Source organism: Mycobacterium sp. ENV421 (genome assembly GCF_002887815.1).
Taxonomy (GTDB): Bacteria; Actinomycetota; Actinomycetes; order Mycobacteriales; family Mycobacteriaceae; genus Mycobacterium.
This window is the reverse complement of the sequence record NZ_PDHO01000029.1, coordinates 15,949-36,571: the sequence shown is the minus strand read 5'-3', so window position 1 is coordinate 36,571 and position 20,623 is coordinate 15,949. Positions and strand designations below refer to the sequence as shown.

Below are 20,623 nucleotides of genomic sequence, written 5' to 3'. Positions count from 1 at the left end.
TACTTTTCGCAGTCGGGGTGGCGGGATTCGAACCCACGACCTCTTCGTCCCGAACGAAGCGCGCTACCAAGCTGCGCCACACCCCGCGTGAAGCCTCGACAGCGTATCGCACGCGACCGGTGAGAAGCCAAACGGCTTGTCGGGCCCTCGGCGAAGTTCACGGCGTGTCGCGGGATGGATCTGACCTGTCGGTGGCGTTATGGAAACTGACGGCGACACAAATGCGCCGAGCAGCGAAAGGTGGGGCGGATGATGACCGCTTTGGGGGCCGTGGTGTACGGGGGTTTCTTCCTGCTCGCAGCGCTGTGGCTGGTGGTGACCGGCGACTACGACGTCGTCGACGAGCCGGACCAGACCCAGCCGCAGGATCGTTCGAACTCGGCCAGCGCGTCCGCGTGCTCGCCGGGGTTGAGGTTGTGACCCGCTAACCAGTCGGCGTTGTAGTACGTGTCGGCGTAGCGGTCGCCGCTGTCAGCGATCAGGGTGACCACCGAGCCGCCGACACCGGCCGCGACCATCTCGGCCAACAGGCCGAACGCGCCCCAGACGTTGGTTCCCGTCGAGGGCCCGACACGACGGCCCAATACCCGCGAGACGTGATGTGCCGCCGCGATCGACGCGGCATCGGGAACGCTCACCATGCGGTCGACGATCTCCGGCAGGAACGACGGCTCGACGCGCGGACGGCCGATGCCCTCGATGCGCGACGGCGCCCCGGTGACGACGTCGCGGCCGTGTGCGTAGGACGGGAAGAACGCCGAGTTCTCCGGGTCCACCACGCACAACTTCGTTTCATGGCGTCGGTACCGGACATAGCGCCCGATCGTGGCGCTGGTGCCCCCGGTGCCGGCGCCGACCACGATCCACGTCGGGATCGGATGGCGTTCGGCACTCATCTGGTCGTAGATCGACTCGGCGATGTTGTTGTTGCCCCGCCAGTCGGTGGCCCGCTCGGCGTTGGTGAACTGGTCCAGGTAGTGGCCGCCGGTCTCCTCGGCGATCCGCTGAGCCGCCGTGTACACCTGGCCGGGCTCGTCGACGAAATGACACCGCCCGCCCTGCGCCTCGATCAGCTTCACCTTGGACGCGCTCGTCGAGGCGGTCATCACGGCGACGAACGGCAATCCCAACAACGCGGCGAAATACGCCTCGGAGACCGCTGTCGATCCTGAGGACGCCTCGACGACCGTGGTGTGCTCGCCGATCCAGCCATTGCACAACCCGTACAGAAACAGCGAGCGGGCCAGCCGGTGTTTGAGACTGCCGGTGATATGCGTTGACTCGTCCTTGAGATATAGCGCGATGTCGACGCCACCGCTCCACGACGCCGGCAGTGGATAACGCAGCAGATGGGTGTCCGCACTGCGCCTGCTGTCGGCCTCGATCAGCCGGATGGCGTTGTCCACCCAGCCGCGCGGGCGGGTGTGAGCGGCGATCGACGTCATGGCCGGCTGGAATGGCAGGCGGCGGTCACCGCATCGAGGCGGTGGGGCTGGACCGCACCACGCTTCGCGTCTCGTCGTGGCCGCCGGTCGGTGCGGCCACCAAGGTCAGCAGCGTGGCTTCGGGACGACAGCAGAACCTGTACGGCGCGAACGGCGATGTGCCGATGCCCGCCGAGACGTGCAGGGCGGTATCAGCGCCCCACCGCGAGGCGCCCTTGACGCGGGACCGGTCCAGATCGCAATTGGTGACCAGGGCACCGTAGAACGGCAGGCACAACTGTCCGCCGTGGGTGTGGCCGGCCATGATCAGCTGATAGCCGTCGGCGGCGAAGCGGTCCAGCACCCGGGTGTAGGGCGCGTGCGCGACACCGAGGGACAGGTTGGCCGCAGGCGACGGCGGCCCGGCGATGGTGTCGTAGCGGTCCCGGCCCAGATGCGGGTCGTCGACGCCGGCGGCGGCGATTGTCAGCCCGGCCACCTCGAAGTCGCGGCGGTTGTGGGTCAGATCCAGCCAGCCGCGCTCGGTGAACGCGGCGCGCAGGTCCTGCCACGGCAGCGGCTTGCCGTGGATACGACCGTTGCTGTCGTACAGGTACCGCGCGGGGTTCTTGAACTTCGGGGCGAAGTAGTCGTTGCTGCCGAACACGAAAACACCCGGCACCGACAACAGGTCCCCGACCGCCTGCACCACCGCGGGCACGGCCTTCGGGTGCGACAGGTTGTCGCCGGTGTTGACCACCAGATCGGGCTCCCAGCGGGCCAGTTCACGCAGCCAGGCCTGCTTGTGCCGCTGCGACGGGCGCATATGGATGTCGCTGAGGTGCAGCACCCGCAACGGGGTGGAGCCGGGCGACAGCACCGGCATGGTCACTTCGCGAACGACGAACGCGTTGCGTTCGATCACCGTGGCATAGCCGACCGCAAGCGCGGCCGAGCCGGCGGCCACGAGGGCGGACGACTTCACAGCGGACGGCACAGCCATAACGGCAAGAATACTGCCCCCGTCCGCCGTTCACCCGATCATGGTGGCGGCGGAGGCGGCGCCAGCAGCGGAACGGTGATCGGCGGGAGTCCGGGGATCTCGACGACGGTCTGCCCGAACGGCGCACCGTCGAGCCCCGGTATCGGCGGAGCCCCAGGCGGAGGCGGCGGCGGGGCAGGCGGTATGCCGTTGCTGATCTGGATCGTGATGATCGAGCCGGGAATCGTCTGCCCGCCCGGCGACGTGCCGACCACCGTGCCGGCCGGCGATGTGCTGTTGACCGGGCTGGCCTGGTCGGCCACCTGGAAGCCGGATTCCTTCAGGCGGGTCCGCGCCGCGTCCTGGGTCAGGCCCGACACGGTCGGCACCCGGGAGCCCGGGCCGCCGTCGACGTAGCGCGGATCGGTGGGCGGGAGCGCGACGTCGCCGAAGTTCGTCGCGATCGGCTTCATCGCCGTGAACCAGGTCTTGGCCGGTTCATTACCGCCGTAGAGGTTGCCGTCGCCGCACTGCCGCAGCGGGAAGGAACACAGATCGGACGGGGACGTGGAGTCGTCGTAGATGTAGGCGGCCGCCGCGTAGCGGTTGGTGTAGCCGAGGAAACCCGAGGACCGATGTGCCTCGGTGGTGCCGGTCTTGCCCGACGTCGGCAGGTCCCAGCCCACCGAGCGGGCCGACGCTGCCGCGGTACCGCTGACATCGTCCTTGCTCAGCGCGTTGGACAGCGTGTTGGCCAAGCCTTCCGGCACCACCTGATCGCAGGTCTCGGTGGTGACGGAGACCTCGTTGCCGTTGCGGTCGTAGAGCTTGTCGACGGGGTTGGGCGGGCACCAGGTGCCACCGGAGGCCAGCGTGGCCGCGACGTTGGACAACTCGAGCGCGTTGACCTGGATGGGGCCCAGCGTGAACGATCCGAGATTCTGCCGCTTGATGAAGTCGGCGAGGCTCTCGTTGGTGTCGGGATCGTACGGACGCGCGGTACCGGGCTCGGCGTAGGAACGCAGGCCCAGTTTGACGGCCATATCGACCGTGCGCTGCACGCCCACCTGGGAAATCAGCTTTGCGAACGCGGTGTTGGGCGACTGGGCCAGCGCGTCGGTGACGCTCATCGATCCGCGGTAGTTGCCGTCGTTCTGCACACACCAGGTGTCCCGTGGGCAGCCTTTGGCGCCGCCACTGCCGAGCCCTTTCGCCTCGAAGCGCGAGGGGGCGTCGAGATTGGCGTTGATACCCATGCCCATGTCCAGCGCGGCGGCCGTGGTGAAGATCTTGAAGATCGAGCCCGCACCGTCACCGGCGAGCGAAAAGGGTTGCGGCTGCATGGTTTCCCCGACCGCGGAGTTCAGACCGTAGGTCCGGTTACTGACCATCGCGACCACCGGGTGGGAGTCCTTGCCCGGCAGCACGACGCTCATCACGCTGGCGATGCCGTTGATATCCGGCGGGGCAAGCGAGTCGACGGCGCTCTTCACCGAATTCTGCACATCGGGATCCAGCGTGGTCTTGATCAGATAGCCGCCGCGGGCGAGCTGGTCCTTGCTGATGCCGGCCCGCGCGAGGTACTCCTGCACGTAATCGCAGAAGAACGCGCGGTCGCCGGCGGCGATGCAGCCGCGCGGCAGTTCATTCGGCTGCGGCAGGATGCCCAGCGGTTCCTGCTTGGCGGCCCGCAGCTCATCGGCCTTGCCCGGGACGTTGTCGATCATCGTGTCGAGCACGAGGTTGCGGCGCGCCAGCGCGCCGTCGGGGTTGGTGTACGGGTTCAGCGCGCTGGTCGACTGCACCATCCCGGCCAGCAGTGCGGCCTGCTGCCAGTTCAGCTGGGAGGCGTCAATGCCGAAGTACGTCTGGGCGGCGTCCTGGATGCCGAAGGCGCCGTTGCCGAAGCTGACCAGGTTCAGATAGCGGGTCAAGATCTCAGCTTTGGTGAACGTCTTGTCCAGCGTGAGCGCCATCCGGATCTCCCGCAGCTTGCGGGCCGGCGTGGTCTCCACGGCCGCACGCTTCTCGGCGTCCGTCTGGGCGATCACCAGCAGCTGATAGTTCTTGACGTACTGCTGCTCGATCGTGGAGCCGCCGCGGGTGTCGACGTCGCCGGAGGCGTAACCGGCCAAGCCGGTGAGCGTGCCTTTCCAGTCGACACCGTTATGTTCGGCAAATCTCTTGTCCTCGATGGACACGATTGCCAGCTTCATGGTGTCGGCGATTTTGTCGCTCGGAACCTCGAAGCGACGTTGCGAGTACAGCCAGGCGATGGGGTTGCCCTTGGCATCCACCATGGTGGTCACCGCGGGCACTTCGCCCTCGACCAGCTGAGCCGAGCCGTTGGCCACCACATCGGAGGCGCGGTTGGAAATCAGTCCCACCCCGCCGACCACGGGAAATAGGAGCGCCGCCAGTATCACGCTGGCCAACAGGCAGCACCAGGCCAGCTTGATGATCGTGGCCCCGGCTGGCGGGCGTTCCGACATGAGCTACAGAGTAACGAGAGACCGGGACGGGTCTTGCGCAGCGTCCCTCGGCCTACGAGGATATCGACGGTATTTACGCGATAGTCAGAAAATGCCAGTTCATGATCGGTCTGGACGGTCGTCCCAAAAAACCTGTGATTCAACTGTTGCGCAAAAGATACCTGACCACCTAACTTAAACAGACAGTGCGATACAGGTAACACTCCAAGTCGCAATGTGGCGTAGATCGCATACGCGGCCTACACCAGAAGATTGTCAGCCGCAGACAGCGGCCGGACGAAGGGGACCGTCGGTGTCAGGTATTCGGACCGCTGTTCGCAAGCCAAGCGCAGCGCTTTTGCACGGATCCATCCCAGGTGCGGACGGGGAAGCCCGGATCGCGTGGGTTTCGCGAGCTTTGTGCCGGTCAACCGACCCCGATGAGCTATTCGTCCGCGGCGCCGCCCAGCGCAAGGCCGCGGTCATCTGCCGTCACTGTCCGGTCATGGCCGAGTGTGGCGCGGACGCGCTCGACAATCGGGTGGAATTCGGTGTGTGGGGCGGCATGACGGAACGTCAGCGTCGCGCACTGCTCAAGCAGCACCCCGAAGTGGTGTCCTGGTCGGAATTCTTCGCCGCGCAGCGCAAGCACCGCAGCGTCAGCTAATTTTCGCGAGGAGTCCCGGCCGATCGGCCGGGACTCTCTTTACGCGGTTTCTCCCGTGATCTGATCGGCGATCGCCTGCAAGGCGTCGAGATCCGACACATCGAACGGCAACGAGGGCACGCCCACCACCGGAACATGCGGATTGGCGCCCGTGAACCGCGACAACAACCGCACCTCCCGCTTGGCGGTCTGCGCCCGGTCGGCGTGGATCTGCAGCACCGCCGCCGCAAGTTGATTCCCGTTGTCGGGGCCCGCTGCTTCCAACTCCTCGATGCCGTCGATGGCGCGCTCCACGGTGAGCGAGGACAGCGTCGGGTGGGTGCGGTTGAGGATCAGCCCCGCCAACGGCATGCCCTCCGTCGAGAGCCGGTCGACGAAGAATGACGCCTCGCGAAGCGCATCCGGCTCGGCCGCCGACACCACCACGAACTGAGTGCCGCGGCGCTTGAGCAACTCGTAGGTGCGGTCCGCCTTCTCGCGGAAACCGCCGAACGTCGAATCCAGCGATTGCACGAATGCCGAAGCGTCCGAGAGCATCTGCGAACCGAGGATGGTCGACATGGCCTTCATCGCCAGGCCGACGACACCGGTCACCAGCTTGCCGAAGCCGCGACCGGGCGCCAGGAGCAACCGCCAGAGGCGGCCGTCCATGAAGCTGCCGAGCCGCTTCGGTGCGTCGAGGAAGTCCAGGGCGTTGCGCGACGGCGGCGTGTCCACCACCACCAGATCCCAGCGGTCCTGACCGAGCAGCTGGCCGAGCTTCTCCATGGCCATGTATTCCTGCGTGCCGGCCAGTGATGTGGCGACGGTCTGATAGAACTGATTGTCCAGAATCGACTGTGCGCGTTCGGATCCCGAGTATTCGACCACCATCTCGTCGAACGTCCGGCGCATGTCGAGCATCATCGCGTACAGCTCGCCGGTCACCTCCGGAGCCAGCGGTACCCGCTGCGGCGTGTTGCCGAGCTCCTCGATTCCCAAGGCCTGCGCCAGTCGCTTGGCGGGGTCGATGGTCAACACCACAACGTGACGGCCGTATTCGGCGGCGCGCAATGCCATCGACGCCGCGGTGGTGGTCTTGCCGACGCCGCCGGCGCCACAACACACCACGACCCGGTTGGACTTGTCGGCCAGGATCGACTTCATGTCGAGTACTGGGGGCGCGGTGCTCATCGCTTCACTCCGATTGTCGTCGTCACGTCCGCCTGACGTGCCCTCTTCGCATCACTCATCGGACACCTTGCTGCGCAAGCGTTTCCGCCAACTCGTACAGACTTCCCAAATCCACCCCGTCGGCGATCGTCGGGAGCTCCAGGCGTGGAACCTCCAGACGGTCGAGTTGCTCAGCGCTCTCGGAGCGGGCCTTGATCCGGCTGGCGTGCTCGATGGTCTCCGTCAGCAGCCCGGCGAAGTCGTCGTCGGCCAGATTGATGCCCACCATGTCGAGGCCGGCGCGCACCGCGTCGGCATCGATGTCGCCCTCGGCGGCCTTCGCGAGGTCGGCGGCGGGCAGGAACGGCGGGATGTTGCGGTTCACGATCACGCTGCCGATGGGCAGGCCGAGTTCTTTGAGTTCCTCTATGGCCTCGATGGTCTCCTGGATCGGCAGCGCCTCGAGCAGGGTCACCAGATGGATCGCGGTCTGCTCGGAGTGCAGCAGCTTGACCACGCCGTCGGCCTGCGAGTGCACCGGGCCGCCCTTGGCCAGGTCCGAGACGGCCTTGGTGACGTCGAGGAACCGGGCGATCCGGCCGGTCGGAGGAGAGTCGACGACGATCGCGTCGTACGCCGGGCGCTTGTTGCGGTCCAGTCGCACCACCGACTCCTTGATCTTGCCGGTGAGCAAGACGTCACGCAGGCCCGGCGCGATCGTCGTCGCGAACTCGATGGCACCGATCCGGCGCATCGCCCGGCCGGCCAGGCCGAGGTTGTAGAACATGTCGAGGTATTCCAGGAACGCCGCCTCGATGTCGACAGCCAGCGCGTTGACGTGGCCGCCGCCCTCGGCGGTGGCGATCTTCAGCTCCTCGTAGGGCAGCGGCGGAACGTCGAACAGCTGCGCAATGCCTTGCCGCCCTTCAACTTCCACGAGCAGCACCCTGCGACCGCCCGCGGCCAGGGTCAGTGCGAGCGCCGCTGCGACCGTGGTCTTGCCGGTACCGCCCTTGCCGGTCACGAAGTGCAGCCGCGCCTTGGTCAGACGGGAGGGCCAGGCCAGAGAGCTGCCGTCGCTCGATGTGGTCGCCATCAGTGCATGCTAGCCAAGCCCCTGTGGGCCCCGGCGGCAAAGGGAGCGAGCGATAGGCTTCGGTCATGAGTCAACCCACGACATGGGAATACGCCACGGTTCCGCTGCTGACCCACGCCACCAAGCAGATCCTCGACCAGTGGGGCGCCGACGGCTGGGAACTGGTCGCGGTCCTCCCCGGCCCTACCGGTGAACAGCATGTCGCGTACCTGAAGCGCCCCAAGTGACCCCATCCCAGCGGTTGGCCGAGCTCGGGCTGACCCTGCCGACGCCCGCCAAGCCGCTGGCGGCGTACGTGCCCGCGGTGCGGACCGGCAACCTCGTCTATACCTCCGGCCAGCTTCCGACCGAATCGGGCAGCCTGGTCCACACCGGCAAGGTCGGCGCCGAGGTGACCGCCGAGCAGGCCAAGCAGGCCGCGCAGGTGTGTGCGCTGAACGCCCTGGCCGCGATCGACGCGCTGGTGGGCCTCGACAAGGTGACGCGGGTGGTCAAGGTGGTCGGGTTCGTCGCGTCGGCGCCCGGCTTCACCGGTCAACCCGGTGTCATCAACGGGGCCTCGGAGTTCCTGGGTGAGGTGTTCGGCGAGGCCGGCACGCACGCTCGCTCCGCGGTCGGAGTATCCGAGCTGCCGCTGAACGCGCCGGTGGAGGTCGAGCTCATCGCCGAGGTGGAATGACCCATCCGGCGTACGGGATTCTGCGGCCGGTGACCGACACGGCCTCGGTACTCCTGTGCAACAACCCGGGGATCATGACGCTGGACGGCACCAACACGTGGGTGCTGCGCGGGCCCGGCAGCGACGAGATGGTGATCGTCGACCCGGGTCCCGACGACGACGAGCACATCGACAGGCTCGCCGAGCTCGGCACCATCTCGCTGGTGCTGATCAGTCACAAGCACGAGGACCACACCGGTGGCATCGACAAGATCGTCGACCGGACCGGAGCCGTGGTGCGCTCGGTGGGCAGCGGGTTCCTGCGCGGGCTCGGCGGACCGTTGAGCGATGGTGAGGTCATTGACGCCGCCGGCCTGCGGATCACGGTGATGGCCACCCCCGGACACACCGCGGACTCACTGTCGTTCCTGGTCGACGATGCCAGGGGCAAGCGCAGCGCCGGGAAAGGTCCGGTGCTGACCGCCGACACGGTGCTCGGCCGTGGCACCACCGTCATCGACGACGAGGACGGCAGCCTGACCCAATACCTGGATTCGTTGCGCCGGCTGCAGGGGCTCGGGCCTCGCACGGTGCTGCCGGGGCATGGCCCCGACCTCGACGACCTCGAAGCCGTCACCACCTTGTATCTATCGCACCGCGAAGAACGGCTCGAGCAGGTTCGCCAGGCCCTGCGGGCGCTCGGTGCGGACGCCACCGCGCGGCAGGTCGTCGAACACGTCTACACCGACGTCGACCAGAAACTGTGGGACGCCGCCGAGAAATCGGTGCGCGCCCAGCTGGACTATCTGCGCGCGTGATCAGCGGGCTCTAGCGTGCTCGCCGCGCCAGCCGCTCGCTGTCGCTGATCAGCACACTCTTGCCCTCCAGGCGGATCCAGCCGCGGTGGGCGAAATCGGCCAGGGCCTTGTTGACCGTCTCGCGCGAGGCGCCCACCAGCTGGGCGATCTCCTCTTGGGTGAGGTCATGGGTGACCCGCAGTGCGCCGCCCTCCTGGGTGCCGAATCGCTGGGCCAGCTGCAGCAGCTGCTTGGCGACCCGCCCCGGGACGTCGGTGAAGATGAGGTCGGCGAGGTTGTTGTTGGTGCGGCGCAGGCGGCGGGCCAACACCCGCAGCAACTGCTCGGCGATCTCCGGCCGGTCGGCGATCCACGCCCGCAGCGCATCACGGTCCATGGAGACCGCGCGCACCTCGGTGATCGTGGTGGCGCTGGACGTCCGCGGCCCCGGGTCGAAGATGGACAGTTCACCGAACATGTCCGACGGACCCATGATTGTCAGCAGGTTTTCCCGGCCGTCCGGGGAACGGCGGCCGATCTTCACCTTCCCGGAGATGATGATGTACAGCCGGTCGCCGGGCTCGCCCTCGGCGAAGACCGTATGCCCCCGCGGGAAGTCAACCGGCTGAAGCTGTTTCGTCAGCGCGGAAACAGCGCTGGGTTCAACTCCCTGGAAGATTCCGGCCCTCGCCAGGATCTCGTCCACGTCGCCCCTCTTAAACTCTTCGGTGATATGAAATGCGCAGGCCAGCTGTGTGGCTGGGCAAGGTCAGTCTAGTGGTTGCCGGTCTTTCGACGTGCCAACGCTACACACGATTGGCGTATTGAGTCCGGTGAAATTGCGGATTGGGACGTGGGTAGGCATGTGAGCGCGTGGGCAAACCGGGCTCGTCATCGCTGCGCCGGACCGGTGTTTCGGCCCGTCCGGACGCGGGTTCGGCGTGCGGCGCAACCTGTGCGGCCGGCGTCGTGGCAGCCCGTTCCAGATATTCGGTGACCTCGTCGGCGGCGGTCCGATCGACACGCAAGGCCTCTTCAAGTCTTTGCAACCCGAAGGTTGAAAGCATCAAAAGCCCGGGGACGCATACCGCGAGCAACCAGGTCACGGGGGAAAGTAAACACGGGCAAGGTCTCAGCGGGATCACGAATTGTCACCGGTCGGTCCGCAGCTCGGCGTACCCCAGTCAGTACCCTTGCATCGTGACCACGAACAGCCCGTCAACCAGGCGCAAGACCGGTGGCGGCGCTGCGACCCCGCCGGCCGCGAGCACGGCGGAAACAAAAAAGTGGGACTCCGAAACCCATCTGGGTCTGGTGCGGCGCGCCAGGCGGATGAACCGCACCTTGGCCACGGCGTTTCCGCATGTGTATTGCGAGCTCGATTTCACCAACCCGCTCGAACTGACCGTCGCCACCATCCTGTCGGCGCAGTCCACCGATAAGGGCGTCAACCGCACCACGCCGGCGTTGTTCAAGAAGTACCGCACCGCCCGCGATTACGCGCAGGCCGACCGCGCCGAACTCGAGGAGCTGGTCCGTCCCACCGGCTTCTACCGAAACAAGGCCAATTCGCTGATCCGGCTGGGCCAAGAACTCGTCGAGCGGTTCGATGGTGAAGTGCCGCGCACCCTCGACGAATTGGTGACGCTGCCCGGCGTGGGCCGCAAGACCGCCAACGTGATCCTCGGCAATGCCTTCGACATCCCCGGCATCACCGTCGACACCCACTTCGGGCGGCTCGTTCGCCGTTGGCGGTGGACCGCCGAGGAAGACCCGGTCAAGGTGGAACACATCGTGGGCGAACTGATCGAGCGCCGCGAGTGGACGCTGTTGAGCCATCGCGTGATTTTTCACGGCCGCCGGGTCTGCCACGCCCGCAAGCCGGCCTGCGGTGTGTGCGTCCTGGCCAAGGATTGCCCGTCGTTCGGGCTCGGGCCCACCGATCCGCTGATCGCCGCGCCACTGGTCAAGGGTCCCGAAACCGAGCATCTGCTGGCCCTGGCCGGCCTCTGACGTTGCGGCCCGAACTGCACTGATGACGACGTCGACCCGCTGGACACTGGTGGTGCTCGCTGTGGCGGCAGCCCTGATCGTCGCGTTTGCCCTCGAGCTCGGTGACACCCCGCCGGGGTCGGGCGGGTCGCCGGGCGCCCCGGTGTCGCGGACCCACCGCGACGCCGACACGCCCGAGGCGCTGGCCGAGCCGCGCCGGCGCGCCGACCTGCCGCCGTGTCCGGCCGCAGCCGACAACCCCGGCCCGAAGGAGTTGCGCGGCATCGTCGTCGAGTGTGCCGCCGACGGCGCACAGGTAGATGTGGCGCGCGCGCTGGCCGGCCGCACGGTGGTGCTCAACCTCTGGGCCTATTGGTGCGGGCCGTGCGCGGACGAACTGCCTGCGATGGCGGACTACCAGCGTCGAGTCGGGCCGGACGTTGCCGTGGTGACCGTGCATCAGGACGAGAACGAGGCGGCCGGCCTGCTGCGACTGGCTGAGCTCGGCGTGCGGCTACCCACCCTGCAGGACGGCCAGCGCCGGATCGCCGCGGCATTGGGAGTGCCCAACGTGATGCCTGCGACCGTCATACTGCGCGCGGACGGTAGCGTTGCCAAAATCCTGCCGCAGGCGTTCACCAATGCCGACGAGATCGCTGCTGCGGTGAAGAATGCAGTGCAGTGACGACAGACGAGAGAGACGCGCCGGTGACCCAGGGTTTCCCCCGCTCGGCAGGCTCGGGCGCGCTCACCCCGGAGTATCGGCCGCCGTGGCTGGCGCCGCTGGTCGACAACGTCGACCTCGTTCCGCATGCCTATCGCCGCAAGGTTCCGCCTGAGCTGTTGGCAGCGGTTGTCGAAGCTCGCGAGGCCGGTACCAATGCCCGCGACGCCGCCGTGCTCGTGCTGTTCTCCGGGCCGAGCGCCGGTCACACCGACGGGCAGTTGCCTGATGACGCCGATCTGTTGCTCACGGTGCGGGCCGGCTCGCTGCGCCACCACGCCGGCCAGGCCGCGTTCCCCGGTGGTGCTGCCGACCCGGGAGACGACGGGCCGGTGGGCACCGCGCTTCGAGAAGCGCAGGAGGAGACCGGCATTGACCCGGATCGCCTCCATCCGCTCGCCGTGCTGGAGCGAATGTTCATCCCGCCCTCGGGTTTTCACGTCGTACCGGTGCTGGCGTACTCGCCGGATCCGGGGCCGGTTGCCGTCGTCGACAGCGGTGAAACCGCACTCGTCGCGCGAGTTCCGTTGCGGGCGTTCATCAATCCTGAGAACCGGCTGATGGTTTACCGGACGGGAGCTGGACGCGGGCTGGCGGGGCCGGCGTTTCTGCTCAACCAGATGTTGGTGTGGGGGTTCACCGGACACGTAATCTCAGCGATGCTCGATGTGGCCGGTTGGTCGCAACCGTGGAACAGCGAAGACGTCCGGGAGTTGGACGAGGCCATGGCGCTCGTCAGAAGCAGTGAGGAGCCCCTGTGACGAGTTCGCAATGGCTGGACATCGCCGTACTGGCGGTGGCCTTGGTGGCCGCCGTCTCCGGCTGGCGGTCCGGCGCCCTGGGCTCGCTGATGTCGTTCGTCGGCGTGATCCTCGGCGCCATCGCCGGAGTGATGCTCGCTCCCCACATCGTCAGCCACATCAGTTCGCCGCGGGCCAAGCTGTTTGCCGCACTGTTCCTGATTCTGGCGCTGGTGGTCGTCGGTGAAGTGGCCGGCGTGGTCCTCGGCCGGGCGGTACGCGGCGCGATCCGCAACCGCGCCGTCCGCTCCGTCGACTCGGTGATCGGCGTTGCGGTGCAACTGCTGGTGGTGATGGTCGCGGCGTGGCTGCTCGCCAGCCCGCTGACGTCGTCGGATCAACCGAACCTGGCAGCCGCCACACGCGGCTCGAAAGTGCTTGCCGAAGTGGACAAATACGCACCCGAGTGGCTCAAGGCGGTGCCCAAGCGAATGTCGGCACTGCTGCGCACCTCCGGTCTGCCGGATGTTCTGCAGCCCTTCGGCCGCACTCCCATTCAGGCCGTGGACGCCCCCGACGCATCGCTGGCCGACAGCCTGGTCGTCGGCAATGCGCGTGCCAGCGTGGTGAAGATCCGCGGTGTCGCCCCCGGCTGCCAAAAGGTGCTCGAGGGCACCGGTTTCGTGATCGCCCCGAACCGGGTGATGTCCAACGCGCACGTGGTGGCCGGATCGGACAGTGTCACCGTGGAAGCCGAAGGGCAGACCTACGACGCGACCGTGGTGTCCTATGACCCGAACGAGGACATCTCGATCCTGGACGTCCCGAACCTGCCGGAGCGCCCGCTGGTGTTCGCCGACCAGCCGGCCAAATCCGGCACCGACGCGGTGGTCCTGGGTTACCCCGGTGGCGGCGAGTTCGCGGCGACTCCGGCGCGGGTACGCGAGACGATCGAGCTCAACGGCCCGGACATCTACCGCACGACGACGGTCAACCGCGAGGTCTACACGATCAGAGGGACTGTGCGCCAGGGCAACTCGGGCGGACCGATGATCAACCGGGCGGGCCAGGTGCTCGGTGTGGTGTTCGGCGCCGCGGTGGACGACAACGACACCGGGTTCGTGCTGACGGCCAACGAGGTGTCGCGGCAGCTGGCCAAGATCGGCAACACCGCCAAGGTGCCCACCGGGGCCTGCGTCACCTAGCGGTGTCGTAGACCTGCCCGAGGAACCGCCGCAGGTGTTCGTTGACCTCGTCCGGGGCCTCTTCATGGGCGAAGTGCCCGACACCGGAGACCGACACGAACCTGCCGCGCGGCGCGTACCGCTGGGTGCGGTCCACCGGGTCGGCCAGCACATAGGGGTCTGCGTCGCCGCGCAGGTGTAGCAGCGGGACGACAAGCGGACGGTTCATCAGCTTCATGAATCGCCAGCCCTCGCTGCGCAATTGGCTGCGGACCGCCCAGCGCTGGTACTCCAGCGCGGAGTGCGCCGCTGACGGGATCTGGATGGCCCGGCGCATGTGCGCGATGGTTTCGGAAAAGTCCTCGGAAGCAAGCCATTTGCCCGATGCTCGACTGCGCACCAGATGTTCGAGAAGGTCGGCGTTGTGACGGGTGAGGGCGCGCTCCGGCCAGATCGGAATCTGATAGCGCAGCAGCGTGGGCAGCAGGGCGCGGCCCTGGTCGCGCCGGCCGAGCGCTGACGCCCGCAACGCGGCGGGATGCGGCGAGCTCACCAGTGCGATCGCCCGCACCGCGCGCGGATGCAACACGGCCGTCGCCCAGCACACCAACCCGCCGTCGGCATGCCCCACCAGCGTGGCCGAGCTGTGGCCGAGCGCGCGAATCAAGCCGGCGGTGTCGCCGGCGAGTGTCCAGCCGTCGTAGCCGCGCGGCGGCTTGTCGCTGCCGCCGTACCCGCGCAGATCGACGGCGACCACCCGGGCGCCGGACAGCCCGTGCAGCTGATGACGCCACGACCACCAGAATGAGCCGAAACCGTGCAGCAGGATCACCAGCGGCCGCGACGCCTCAGTACGCGGATCACCGCCATCGGTCGATTCGACACAGTGGAACCGGATTCCGTTGGCGTGAACGTCGAAATGCCGCCATGGCCCCGCGATACGGGTGACCGAGGGATCGAAAATCACCAGCCGGAGGGGTCAGTGGGCGGCGGGGTGCCGGTCGTGGCGACCTTGGCCGGTGACCTGTCGTGGCCGGGCGTGAATGCCTCGCGTGCTTCCTTGACCGATTCGATGGTCTTCTGCGGCCCGCGAATCCGGCGCACCTTGAGGTAGCCGAACAGCGCGAACACCGCGGTGGTGACCACCATCAGCAGGAAGACGATCAGGAAGGCCACCCAGCGCCACAGCCACGTGTCCAGCAGCTCGGCGAGGAAGAAGAACAGGAAGAACGTCGAGTAGAACAGCACGACCAGCGCGAGGATGAAGAAGACGCTGCCGGTGAGACCCTTCTTCACATCGCGGGTGATCTCCGCCTTGGCGAGTTCGACCTCGGCGCGCACGAGGGTGGACATCTGTGCTGTGGCGTCCTTGACCAGGTCGCCGACGGAGGGATTGGCCGGTAGCGCGTTCGGATCCACCAGCGGGATCGAGGTGACGGTGGTGGGTACACCGGTCTTGCGATCGCCATTGCTCACGGCTGTCCTCCAACTTTCTGTCGTCGCGGTTCATGTTGCCATGCCGTGCCCGCAGCGGGGATACCCACTGAGCTGTTACGCAAGGTACGGGTGTGATCAAGCTAGACTCGCCCTGTCGGGGCGGACGGTGAATGGAGGTTGCCAGTGACGACCGCGCAGCGTGTACGCCTGATCGCGGGGTCCGTTGTGGTGGCCCTTGTCGCCCTGATCTCCGGCGTGGCACCGGTCGCGACGGCCGACGGCAAGGTGCCGATGGGCGGTGGGGCGGGCATCGTCGTGAACGGCGACACCTATTGCACTCTGACGTCCATCGGCAACGACAACACCGGCGCGCTCATCGGCTTCACCTCCGCGCACTGCGGTGGCCCCGGCGCCCAGGTCGCCTCCGAGGACCGTCCCGCCGACGGCGTGATCGGCACCATGGTCGCCGGCAACGACGGCCTCGACTACGCGGTGATCCGGTTCGACCCTGCCAAGGTGCAGCCGATCTCGAACTACAAGGGCTTCGTCATCGACGGCATAGGTCCAGACCCGACGTTCGGTGAGGTCGCCTGCAAGCTCGGCCGCACCACCGGCTACTCGTGCGGCGTCACCTGGGGCCCCGGCCAGGATCCGGGCACGATCATCAATCAGGTGTGCGGCCAACCGGGCGACTCCGGTGCGCCGGTCACGGTGAACAACAAACTGGTCGGAATGATTCACGGCGCGTTCAGCGAAGACCTGCCCACCTGCGTGGTCAAGTTCATCCCGTTGCACACACCCGCGGTGACGATGTCGATCAACGCGATCCTGGGCGACGTCGCAGGCAAGAACCGGCCCGGCACCGGGTTCGTACCGACGGCCGACGTCGGCTGACTCAGGTCTTGCTCGCCCGGATCGCTTCGAACACCGTGGGATCGACCAGGGTCGACGTGTCGCCGAGTTCCCGGCCTTCGGCGACATCGCGCAGCAACCGTCGCATGATCTTGCCGCTGCGGGTTTTGGGAAGCTCTGGGACGACATGGATTTCGCGCGGCTTCGCGATGGGGGAGATCTCCTTGGCCACCTCGGCGCGCAACTCTTCGACCATCTGATCGCTCGGCATCTCGGCGTGGTGCGCCTTGAGGATGACGAACGCGCAGATCGCCTGCCCGGTGTGGTCGTCGGTGGCGCCGACGACGGCGGCCTCGGCGACTCCGGCATGCCCGACGAGTGCGGACTCCACCTCAGCGGTCGAAATCCGGTGCCCTGACACGTTCATCACGTCGTCGATGCGGCCGAGCACCCACACTTCGCCGTCGCTCCCGTACCGGGCGCCGTCACCGGCGAAGTACCAGCCCTGCTCGCCGAAGCGCGACCAGTACGTCTCCTTGAAGCGCTCCGGGTCACCCCAGATGCCGCGCAACATCGACGGCCACGGCTTGTCCAGCACGAGATAGCCGGTGACGTGTTCACCACCGTCGACGCTGGGGGCCAGCTCATTTCCGTCGTCGTCGACGATCTTGGCCGAGATGCCCGGAAGCGCCCGCATCGCCGAACCCGGCTTGCAGTCCGTCACACCGGGCAGCGGCGAGATCATGATCGCGCCGGTCTCGGTCTGCCACCAGGTGTCGACGATGGGAGTCTTGTCGGCGCCGAAAACCAGGCGGTACCAACGCCAGGCCTCCGGGTTGATCGGTTCGCCGACCGATCCGAGCAGCCGCAGGCTGGACAGGTCATGTTCGAATGCGAGCTCCCGGCCCCACTTCATGAACGTGCGGATCAATGTGGGCGCCGTGTAATAGATTGTCACACCGTACTTTTCGATCACCTGGAAGTGGCGGTGCTCATCGGGGGAGGCCGGGGTGCCTTCGTACACGACCTGAGTCGCGCCGTTGGACAGCGGCCCGTAGACGATGTAGGTGTGGCCGGTGACCCAGCCGATATCGGCTGTGCACCAATACACGTCGGTCTCCGGCTTGATGTCGAACACGTTGTAGTGGGTGTAGGACGCCTGCGTCAGATAGCCGCCCGAGGTGTGCATGATCCCCTTCGGCTTACCGGTGGTGCCGGAGGTGTACAGCAGGAACAGCGGATGCTCGGAGTCGAACGCCTCGGGGGTGTGCTCAGTCGACGCCGAGTCCACGACCTCGTGCCACCACTGGTCGCGGTTCTCGGTCCAGCCGATGTCGATGCCGGTGCGGCGCACCACCAGAACGTGCTGGACGCACTCCTGGCCTTGCACTGCCTCGTCGACAGCCTCTTTGAGCGACACCGCTTTGCCCCGCCGATACTGGCCGTCGGTGGTGATGACCACCTTGGCCTCGGCGTCCTCCACGCGGGCCCGCAGCGCCGCTGCCGAGAACCCTGCGAAGACCACGCTGTGCATCACGCCCAGACGCGCACAGGCCAGCATCGCCACAATGGCCTCCGGGACCATCGGCATGTAGATGGCCACCCGGTCGCCCGCCGCCAGTCCGAGGTCTGTCAGTGCGTTGGCGGCTTTACACACCTCGTCCTTGAGTTGGGCATAGGTCAGCACCCGCGAGTCGCCGACCGGTTCGCCCTCCCAGTGGATGGCCACGCGGTCCCCGTTGCCTGCCTCGACGTGCCGGTCGACACAGTTGTAGGCGACGTTGAGCTTGCCGCCGACGAACCATTTCGCGAACGGCGCGCCCGACCAGTCCAGTACCTCGGTGAAGGGCGTCTCCCACGACAGCCGGTTGGCCTGCTCTGCCCAGAACGCCAACCGGTCCGCCTCGGCCTCGTCGTAGAGGGCGGCGGTGGCGTTGGCGGTGGCGGCGAAATCGTCCGACGCCGGGAAACTTGACTGAACTTCGGTGTGCGCCTCGGTCATGTCTGTGAGCGTAGTCACCGAAGGTTGCATAGGAGTTGGCACGTCACAATCGTCGGCGGGCGGTTACTGCCGCGCGCCGAACGGCAACTGGGAATCGGATAGCGTGACCGAACGTGAGTGATGTCCTGGCCCCGCTGATGACTCTGCCCGGGGTGGCTGATGCCGCCGAGGCCGCCCGGGAAGCGTTGGCCAAGGCGCACCGGCATCGCACCAATCTGCGGAATTGGCCGGTGACCGCCGCAGAGTCAGCCGTCCGCGGAGCGCGCTCGTCATCAGCCCTCGACGGCGGCGCTGTGCAACTGGATGCCTCCGGTGCCGAGCCCAACGATCCGGTGCTGGCCGGTGCGCTGCGCGTCGGCCAAGCGCTGGAGGGCGGAACCACCAACCTGGTCGGAGTGTGGCAGCGCGCCCCTCTGCAGGCGCTGGCGCGGCTGCACGCGCTGGCCGCCGCCGACCTGATCGACGGGGACCTTCTTGGCCGGCCGCGCCAGAATCCGGAGGTGGCCGCTCGGCTGGATCTGGTCACCCGGCTGACCACCGGCGGCAGCTCGACGCCGGCGCCGGTGCTGGCGGCCGTCGCGCACGGCGAGCTTCTCGCCCTGGCGCCGTTCGGTCCAGGGGACGGGGTCGTGGCCCGCGCGGTGTCGCGGCTTGTCACGATGGCCACGGGTCTGGACCCGCACGGGCTGGGGGTGCCGGAGGTGTACTGGATGCGCCGCGCCGATGAGTATCAGGACCGCGCGCGGGCGTTCGCGACGGGCGACCCCTCGGCCGTCGGAGCCTGGCTGCTGATGTCGTGCCGAGCGTTGGAAGACGGTGCGCGAGAGGCGATATCGATCGCGGACGCGGCCGCCAAATAGACCCGGACAGCGAAGCGGGCGACGATCCGAAGGTCTTCGGCTCGCCGCCCGCTAGCACGGTTTCTCGGTTACCAAGCGTGCCAGGTGGGCTGCGTGGGTTGGCCTCGGCGGTCTTGCGACGCGTTTCGTTTACAACCCCACCCAAGGAGTCGTTCTGTCCGTCCGCTCTTCGCAATTACGCAGGCCCGCAACACTTCTGCCTTTATCGCGGCGTGCTCCGCGTGGGTGCCGGGAACCGTGCTGGGCCGCTTGGCTTGGGAGATAGTGCCTTCTCTTCCGGCGCTATCTTGGCCTTGCCAGGCGTCCGTGCCTTCCTTTGTACTCCGTGACCACGGTCACAGCAAGGGGCTAATCGGCAACGAATTGGATGCGTTTAGAACGACAGCCGGCGTAGCACGGAGTACGTCAGTGCGCCGGCGGCCAGCGCGCTGATTCCCAACGCGGCCGTCGTCGCCACCGCCGCGCCCGACGGCGCCGGGATCCTGTCGCGCAACGGCACCGGGCGCAGGAACGTCAGCACCGGCCAGCCCTGTGCGGTGGCTTCCTTGCGCAATGCGCGGTCGGGGTTGACGACCGTCGGGTGGCCGACCGATTTGAGCATCGGCATGTCGGTGATCGAATCGGAATACGCGTAGCAGTGCTCGAGGGTGTACCCCTCCAGCGCGGCCAGCTCGCGGACGGCTGCGGCTTTTCCCTCGCCATAACAGTAGAAGGCAACCTCGCCGGTGTATTTGCCGTCCTCGATGACCATCCGGGTGCCCATGGCGTGGGTGGCACCCAGCGCACGCGCGATCGGGGCGACGATCTCCTCGCCGGAGGCCGAGACGATCACGACGTCGCGCCCACACAATCGGTGGTCCGCGATCAGTTCGGCAGCTTCCGCAAAGACCAGGGGGTCGACGATGTCATGGAGCGTCTCGGTGACGATGGCTCTCACCTGTTCGACATCCCAGCCTGCGCACATCGCGGTGACGTAGGAGCGCATCCGGTCCATCTGGTCGTGATCAGCGCCGGACATCAGGAAGAGGAACTGCGCATAACTCGACTTTAAGACCGCGCGCCGGTTGAGGAGGCCCTGATCAAAGAAGGGTTTGCTGAAAGCCAGCGTGCTCGACTTGGCGATCACCGTTTTGTCGAGGTCGAAGAACGCCGCCGTCCGCGAACTGAGCCCAGTCGCGGGCTCTGGATGAACGTGGATTAGCTGGTCGGCGGCCGAGGCAGGGTCGGTCACGCTGCCCAGGATAGGCGTGGTGAACTCCCCGGTTCGGACGCGAGGGCAAAGTGGCAGGCCAAGCCACGTGTCGCACCCTGCATTTTCACAGCGAATACACGGTTTCTAACTGGTAGCAACACTTGCGCGACTCCGCAATGTCGTGTGTATAGTGAGAATCACTCGGCTTATGCCGGGTGTGCATCAGCCCGACCCCCCGGGGCTGATACACGACGACCTCCGCCTCCTCCCCCCCTGGCGGGGGTCGTCTTTTTTTCTGACAAAGAAATCTCCGGCGATCCCGGGCAAACGTGCGAAACGTTGCCGGGATCACTTCTGTGTTGTCTGGGTGTCGATGGCCACTCCCCAGATCGG

The 20,623-nt window shown here is 67.0% G+C and carries 21 protein-coding genes and 1 tRNA gene; 10 read left to right on the top strand and 12 right to left on the bottom strand.

The features are described 5' to 3' along the window. Nucleotides 1-12: 12 nt before the first annotated feature. The 4 genes from CRM90_RS24390 to ponA2 all read right to left on the bottom strand — a co-directional run bounded on the left by CRM90_RS24390 (nt 13) and on the right by ponA2 (nt 4,898). A tRNA-Pro gene (locus tag CRM90_RS24390) sits at nt 13-86 on the bottom strand. Nucleotides 87-326: 240 nt separating this feature from the next. Next, nucleotides 327-1,445, bottom strand: a complete 1,119-nt coding sequence (gene cds1, locus CRM90_RS24385; protein WP_102809487.1) for an L-cysteine desulfhydrase Cds1 — start codon at nt 1,443-1,445, stop codon at nt 327-329. Between the two features lie 25 nt (nt 1,446-1,470). After that, nucleotides 1,471-2,427 carry a metallophosphoesterase gene (locus CRM90_RS24380; RefSeq protein WP_102809486.1) on the bottom strand — a complete coding sequence of 319 codons (957 nt, stop codon included), beginning with the start codon at nt 2,425-2,427 and terminating at the stop codon, nt 1,471-1,473. A gap of 38 nt (nt 2,428-2,465) precedes the next feature. Continuing rightward, entirely contained in the window at nt 2,466-4,898 is a 2,433-nt protein-coding gene (ponA2, locus tag CRM90_RS24375) for a transglycosylase/D,D-transpeptidase PonA2 (protein WP_102809485.1), read from the bottom strand. A 292-nt stretch (nt 4,899-5,190) separates the two neighbouring features. Between ponA2 and CRM90_RS24370 the strand changes: the two genes are divergently transcribed. Beyond that, the gene (locus tag CRM90_RS24370; RefSeq protein WP_083120837.1) at nt 5,191-5,544 is read left to right on the top strand and encodes a WhiB family transcriptional regulator; all 354 of its coding nucleotides are present in this window, start codon (nt 5,191-5,193) and stop codon (nt 5,542-5,544) included. A 39-nt stretch (nt 5,545-5,583) separates the two neighbouring features. Here the strand turns inward: CRM90_RS24370 and bagB are convergent, their stop codons facing one another. Together bagB and bagA are read right to left on the bottom strand one after the other, a co-directional pair. Further along, nucleotides 5,584-6,717, bottom strand: coding sequence for an ATPase BagB (bagB, locus tag CRM90_RS24365; RefSeq protein WP_102809484.1), 1,134 nt, complete (start codon nt 6,715-6,717; stop codon nt 5,584-5,586). A gap of 55 nt (nt 6,718-6,772) precedes the next feature. Further along, the gene (gene bagA, locus CRM90_RS24360; protein ID WP_102809483.1) at nt 6,773-7,795 is read right to left on the bottom strand and encodes an ATPase BagA; all 1,023 of its coding nucleotides are present in this window, start codon (nt 7,793-7,795) and stop codon (nt 6,773-6,775) included. A 62-nt stretch (nt 7,796-7,857) separates the two neighbouring features. Here bagA and sp36 point away from each other — a divergent pair, with 62 nt between their 5' ends. The 3 genes from sp36 to CRM90_RS24345 are packed head-to-tail and all read left to right on the top strand — an operon-like array spanning nt 7,858 to nt 9,268. Further along, nucleotides 7,858-8,019: a Sp36 family protein gene (sp36, locus tag CRM90_RS24355; protein ID WP_005138621.1), complete on the top strand. Its 162-nt coding sequence runs from the start codon at nt 7,858-7,860 to the stop codon at nt 8,017-8,019. Continuing rightward, nucleotides 8,016-8,471: a RidA family protein gene (locus CRM90_RS24350; RefSeq protein WP_102809482.1), complete on the top strand. Its 456-nt coding sequence runs from the start codon at nt 8,016-8,018 to the stop codon at nt 8,469-8,471. Before sp36 ends, CRM90_RS24350 begins: the two co-directional genes overlap by 4 nt. Further along, nucleotides 8,468-9,268, top strand: coding sequence for an MBL fold metallo-hydrolase (locus tag CRM90_RS24345; RefSeq protein ID WP_102809481.1), 801 nt, complete (start codon nt 8,468-8,470; stop codon nt 9,266-9,268). The genes CRM90_RS24350 and CRM90_RS24345 overlap by 4 nt, the downstream gene beginning before the upstream one ends. Nucleotides 9,269-9,278: 10 nt before the next feature. Here the strand turns inward: CRM90_RS24345 and crp are convergent, their stop codons facing one another. Together crp and CRM90_RS24335 are read right to left on the bottom strand one after the other, a co-directional pair. Next, on the bottom strand, nt 9,279-9,953 hold the full coding sequence (gene crp, locus CRM90_RS24340) for a cAMP-activated global transcriptional regulator CRP (protein ID WP_005138643.1): 675 nt from the start codon (nt 9,951-9,953) through the stop codon (nt 9,279-9,281). Between the two features lie 100 nt (nt 9,954-10,053). Then, the gene (locus tag CRM90_RS24335; protein WP_102809480.1) at nt 10,054-10,353 is read right to left on the bottom strand and encodes a hypothetical protein; all 300 of its coding nucleotides are present in this window, start codon (nt 10,351-10,353) and stop codon (nt 10,054-10,056) included. 226 nt (nt 10,354-10,579) lie between these two features. Between CRM90_RS24335 and nth the strand changes: the two genes are divergently transcribed. From nth to marP, 4 genes are read left to right on the top strand one after another with little or no spacing between them, the layout of a single operon-like run. After that, complete coding sequence (gene nth / locus CRM90_RS24330; RefSeq protein WP_199190038.1) at nt 10,580-11,260, top strand: endonuclease III; 681 nt, start codon at nt 10,580-10,582, stop codon at nt 11,258-11,260. A gap of 22 nt (nt 11,261-11,282) precedes the next feature. Beyond that, nucleotides 11,283-11,924: a TlpA family protein disulfide reductase gene (locus tag CRM90_RS24325; RefSeq protein ID WP_102809478.1), complete on the top strand. Its 642-nt coding sequence runs from the start codon at nt 11,283-11,285 to the stop codon at nt 11,922-11,924. A gap of 23 nt (nt 11,925-11,947) precedes the next feature. Next, nucleotides 11,948-12,724: an NUDIX hydrolase gene (locus tag CRM90_RS24320; protein ID WP_102809513.1), complete on the top strand. Its 777-nt coding sequence runs from the start codon at nt 11,948-11,950 to the stop codon at nt 12,722-12,724. Continuing rightward, nucleotides 12,721-13,908 carry an acid resistance serine protease MarP gene (gene marP, locus CRM90_RS24315; RefSeq protein ID WP_102809477.1) on the top strand — a complete coding sequence of 396 codons (1,188 nt, stop codon included), beginning with the start codon at nt 12,721-12,723 and terminating at the stop codon, nt 13,906-13,908. Before CRM90_RS24320 ends, marP begins: the two co-directional genes overlap by 4 nt. Here marP and CRM90_RS24310 read toward each other — a convergent pair. Together CRM90_RS24310 and CRM90_RS24305 are read right to left on the bottom strand one after the other, a co-directional pair. After that, nucleotides 13,901-14,857 (bottom strand): alpha/beta fold hydrolase, encoded by a 957-nt coding sequence (locus CRM90_RS24310; RefSeq protein WP_102809476.1) that lies wholly within the window; start codon nt 14,855-14,857, stop codon nt 13,901-13,903. The two genes, marP and CRM90_RS24310, sit on opposite strands and share 8 nt — an antisense overlap. Beyond that, nucleotides 14,851-15,363 (bottom strand): phage holin family protein, encoded by a 513-nt coding sequence (locus tag CRM90_RS24305; protein WP_036341835.1) that lies wholly within the window; start codon nt 15,361-15,363, stop codon nt 14,851-14,853. The genes CRM90_RS24310 and CRM90_RS24305 overlap by 7 nt, the downstream gene beginning before the upstream one ends. A 186-nt stretch (nt 15,364-15,549) precedes the next feature. On the opposite strand from CRM90_RS24305, the gene CRM90_RS24300 reads away from it, so the two are divergent. Then, nucleotides 15,550-16,218, top strand: a complete 669-nt coding sequence (locus CRM90_RS24300; protein ID WP_502693315.1) for a chymotrypsin family serine protease — start codon at nt 15,550-15,552, stop codon at nt 16,216-16,218. Between the two features lies 1 nt (nt 16,219). On the opposite strand, the gene acs is transcribed toward CRM90_RS24300, so the two are convergent. Beyond that, nucleotides 16,220-18,178: an acetate--CoA ligase gene (acs, locus tag CRM90_RS24295; RefSeq protein ID WP_199190033.1), complete on the bottom strand. Its 1,959-nt coding sequence runs from the start codon at nt 18,176-18,178 to the stop codon at nt 16,220-16,222. 113 nt (nt 18,179-18,291) lie between these two features. Between acs and CRM90_RS24290 the strand changes: the two genes are divergently transcribed. Beyond that, nucleotides 18,292-19,038 (top strand): Fic family protein, encoded by a 747-nt coding sequence (locus tag CRM90_RS24290; protein ID WP_102809474.1) that lies wholly within the window; start codon nt 18,292-18,294, stop codon nt 19,036-19,038. 373 nt (nt 19,039-19,411) lie between these two features. Here CRM90_RS24290 and CRM90_RS24280 read toward each other — a convergent pair whose 3' ends face one another. Then, the gene (locus tag CRM90_RS24280) at nt 19,412-20,269 is read right to left on the bottom strand and encodes an HAD-IB family hydrolase (protein ID WP_502693314.1); all 858 of its coding nucleotides are present in this window, start codon (nt 20,267-20,269) and stop codon (nt 19,412-19,414) included. Nucleotides 20,270-20,623: the final 354 nt, after the last annotated feature.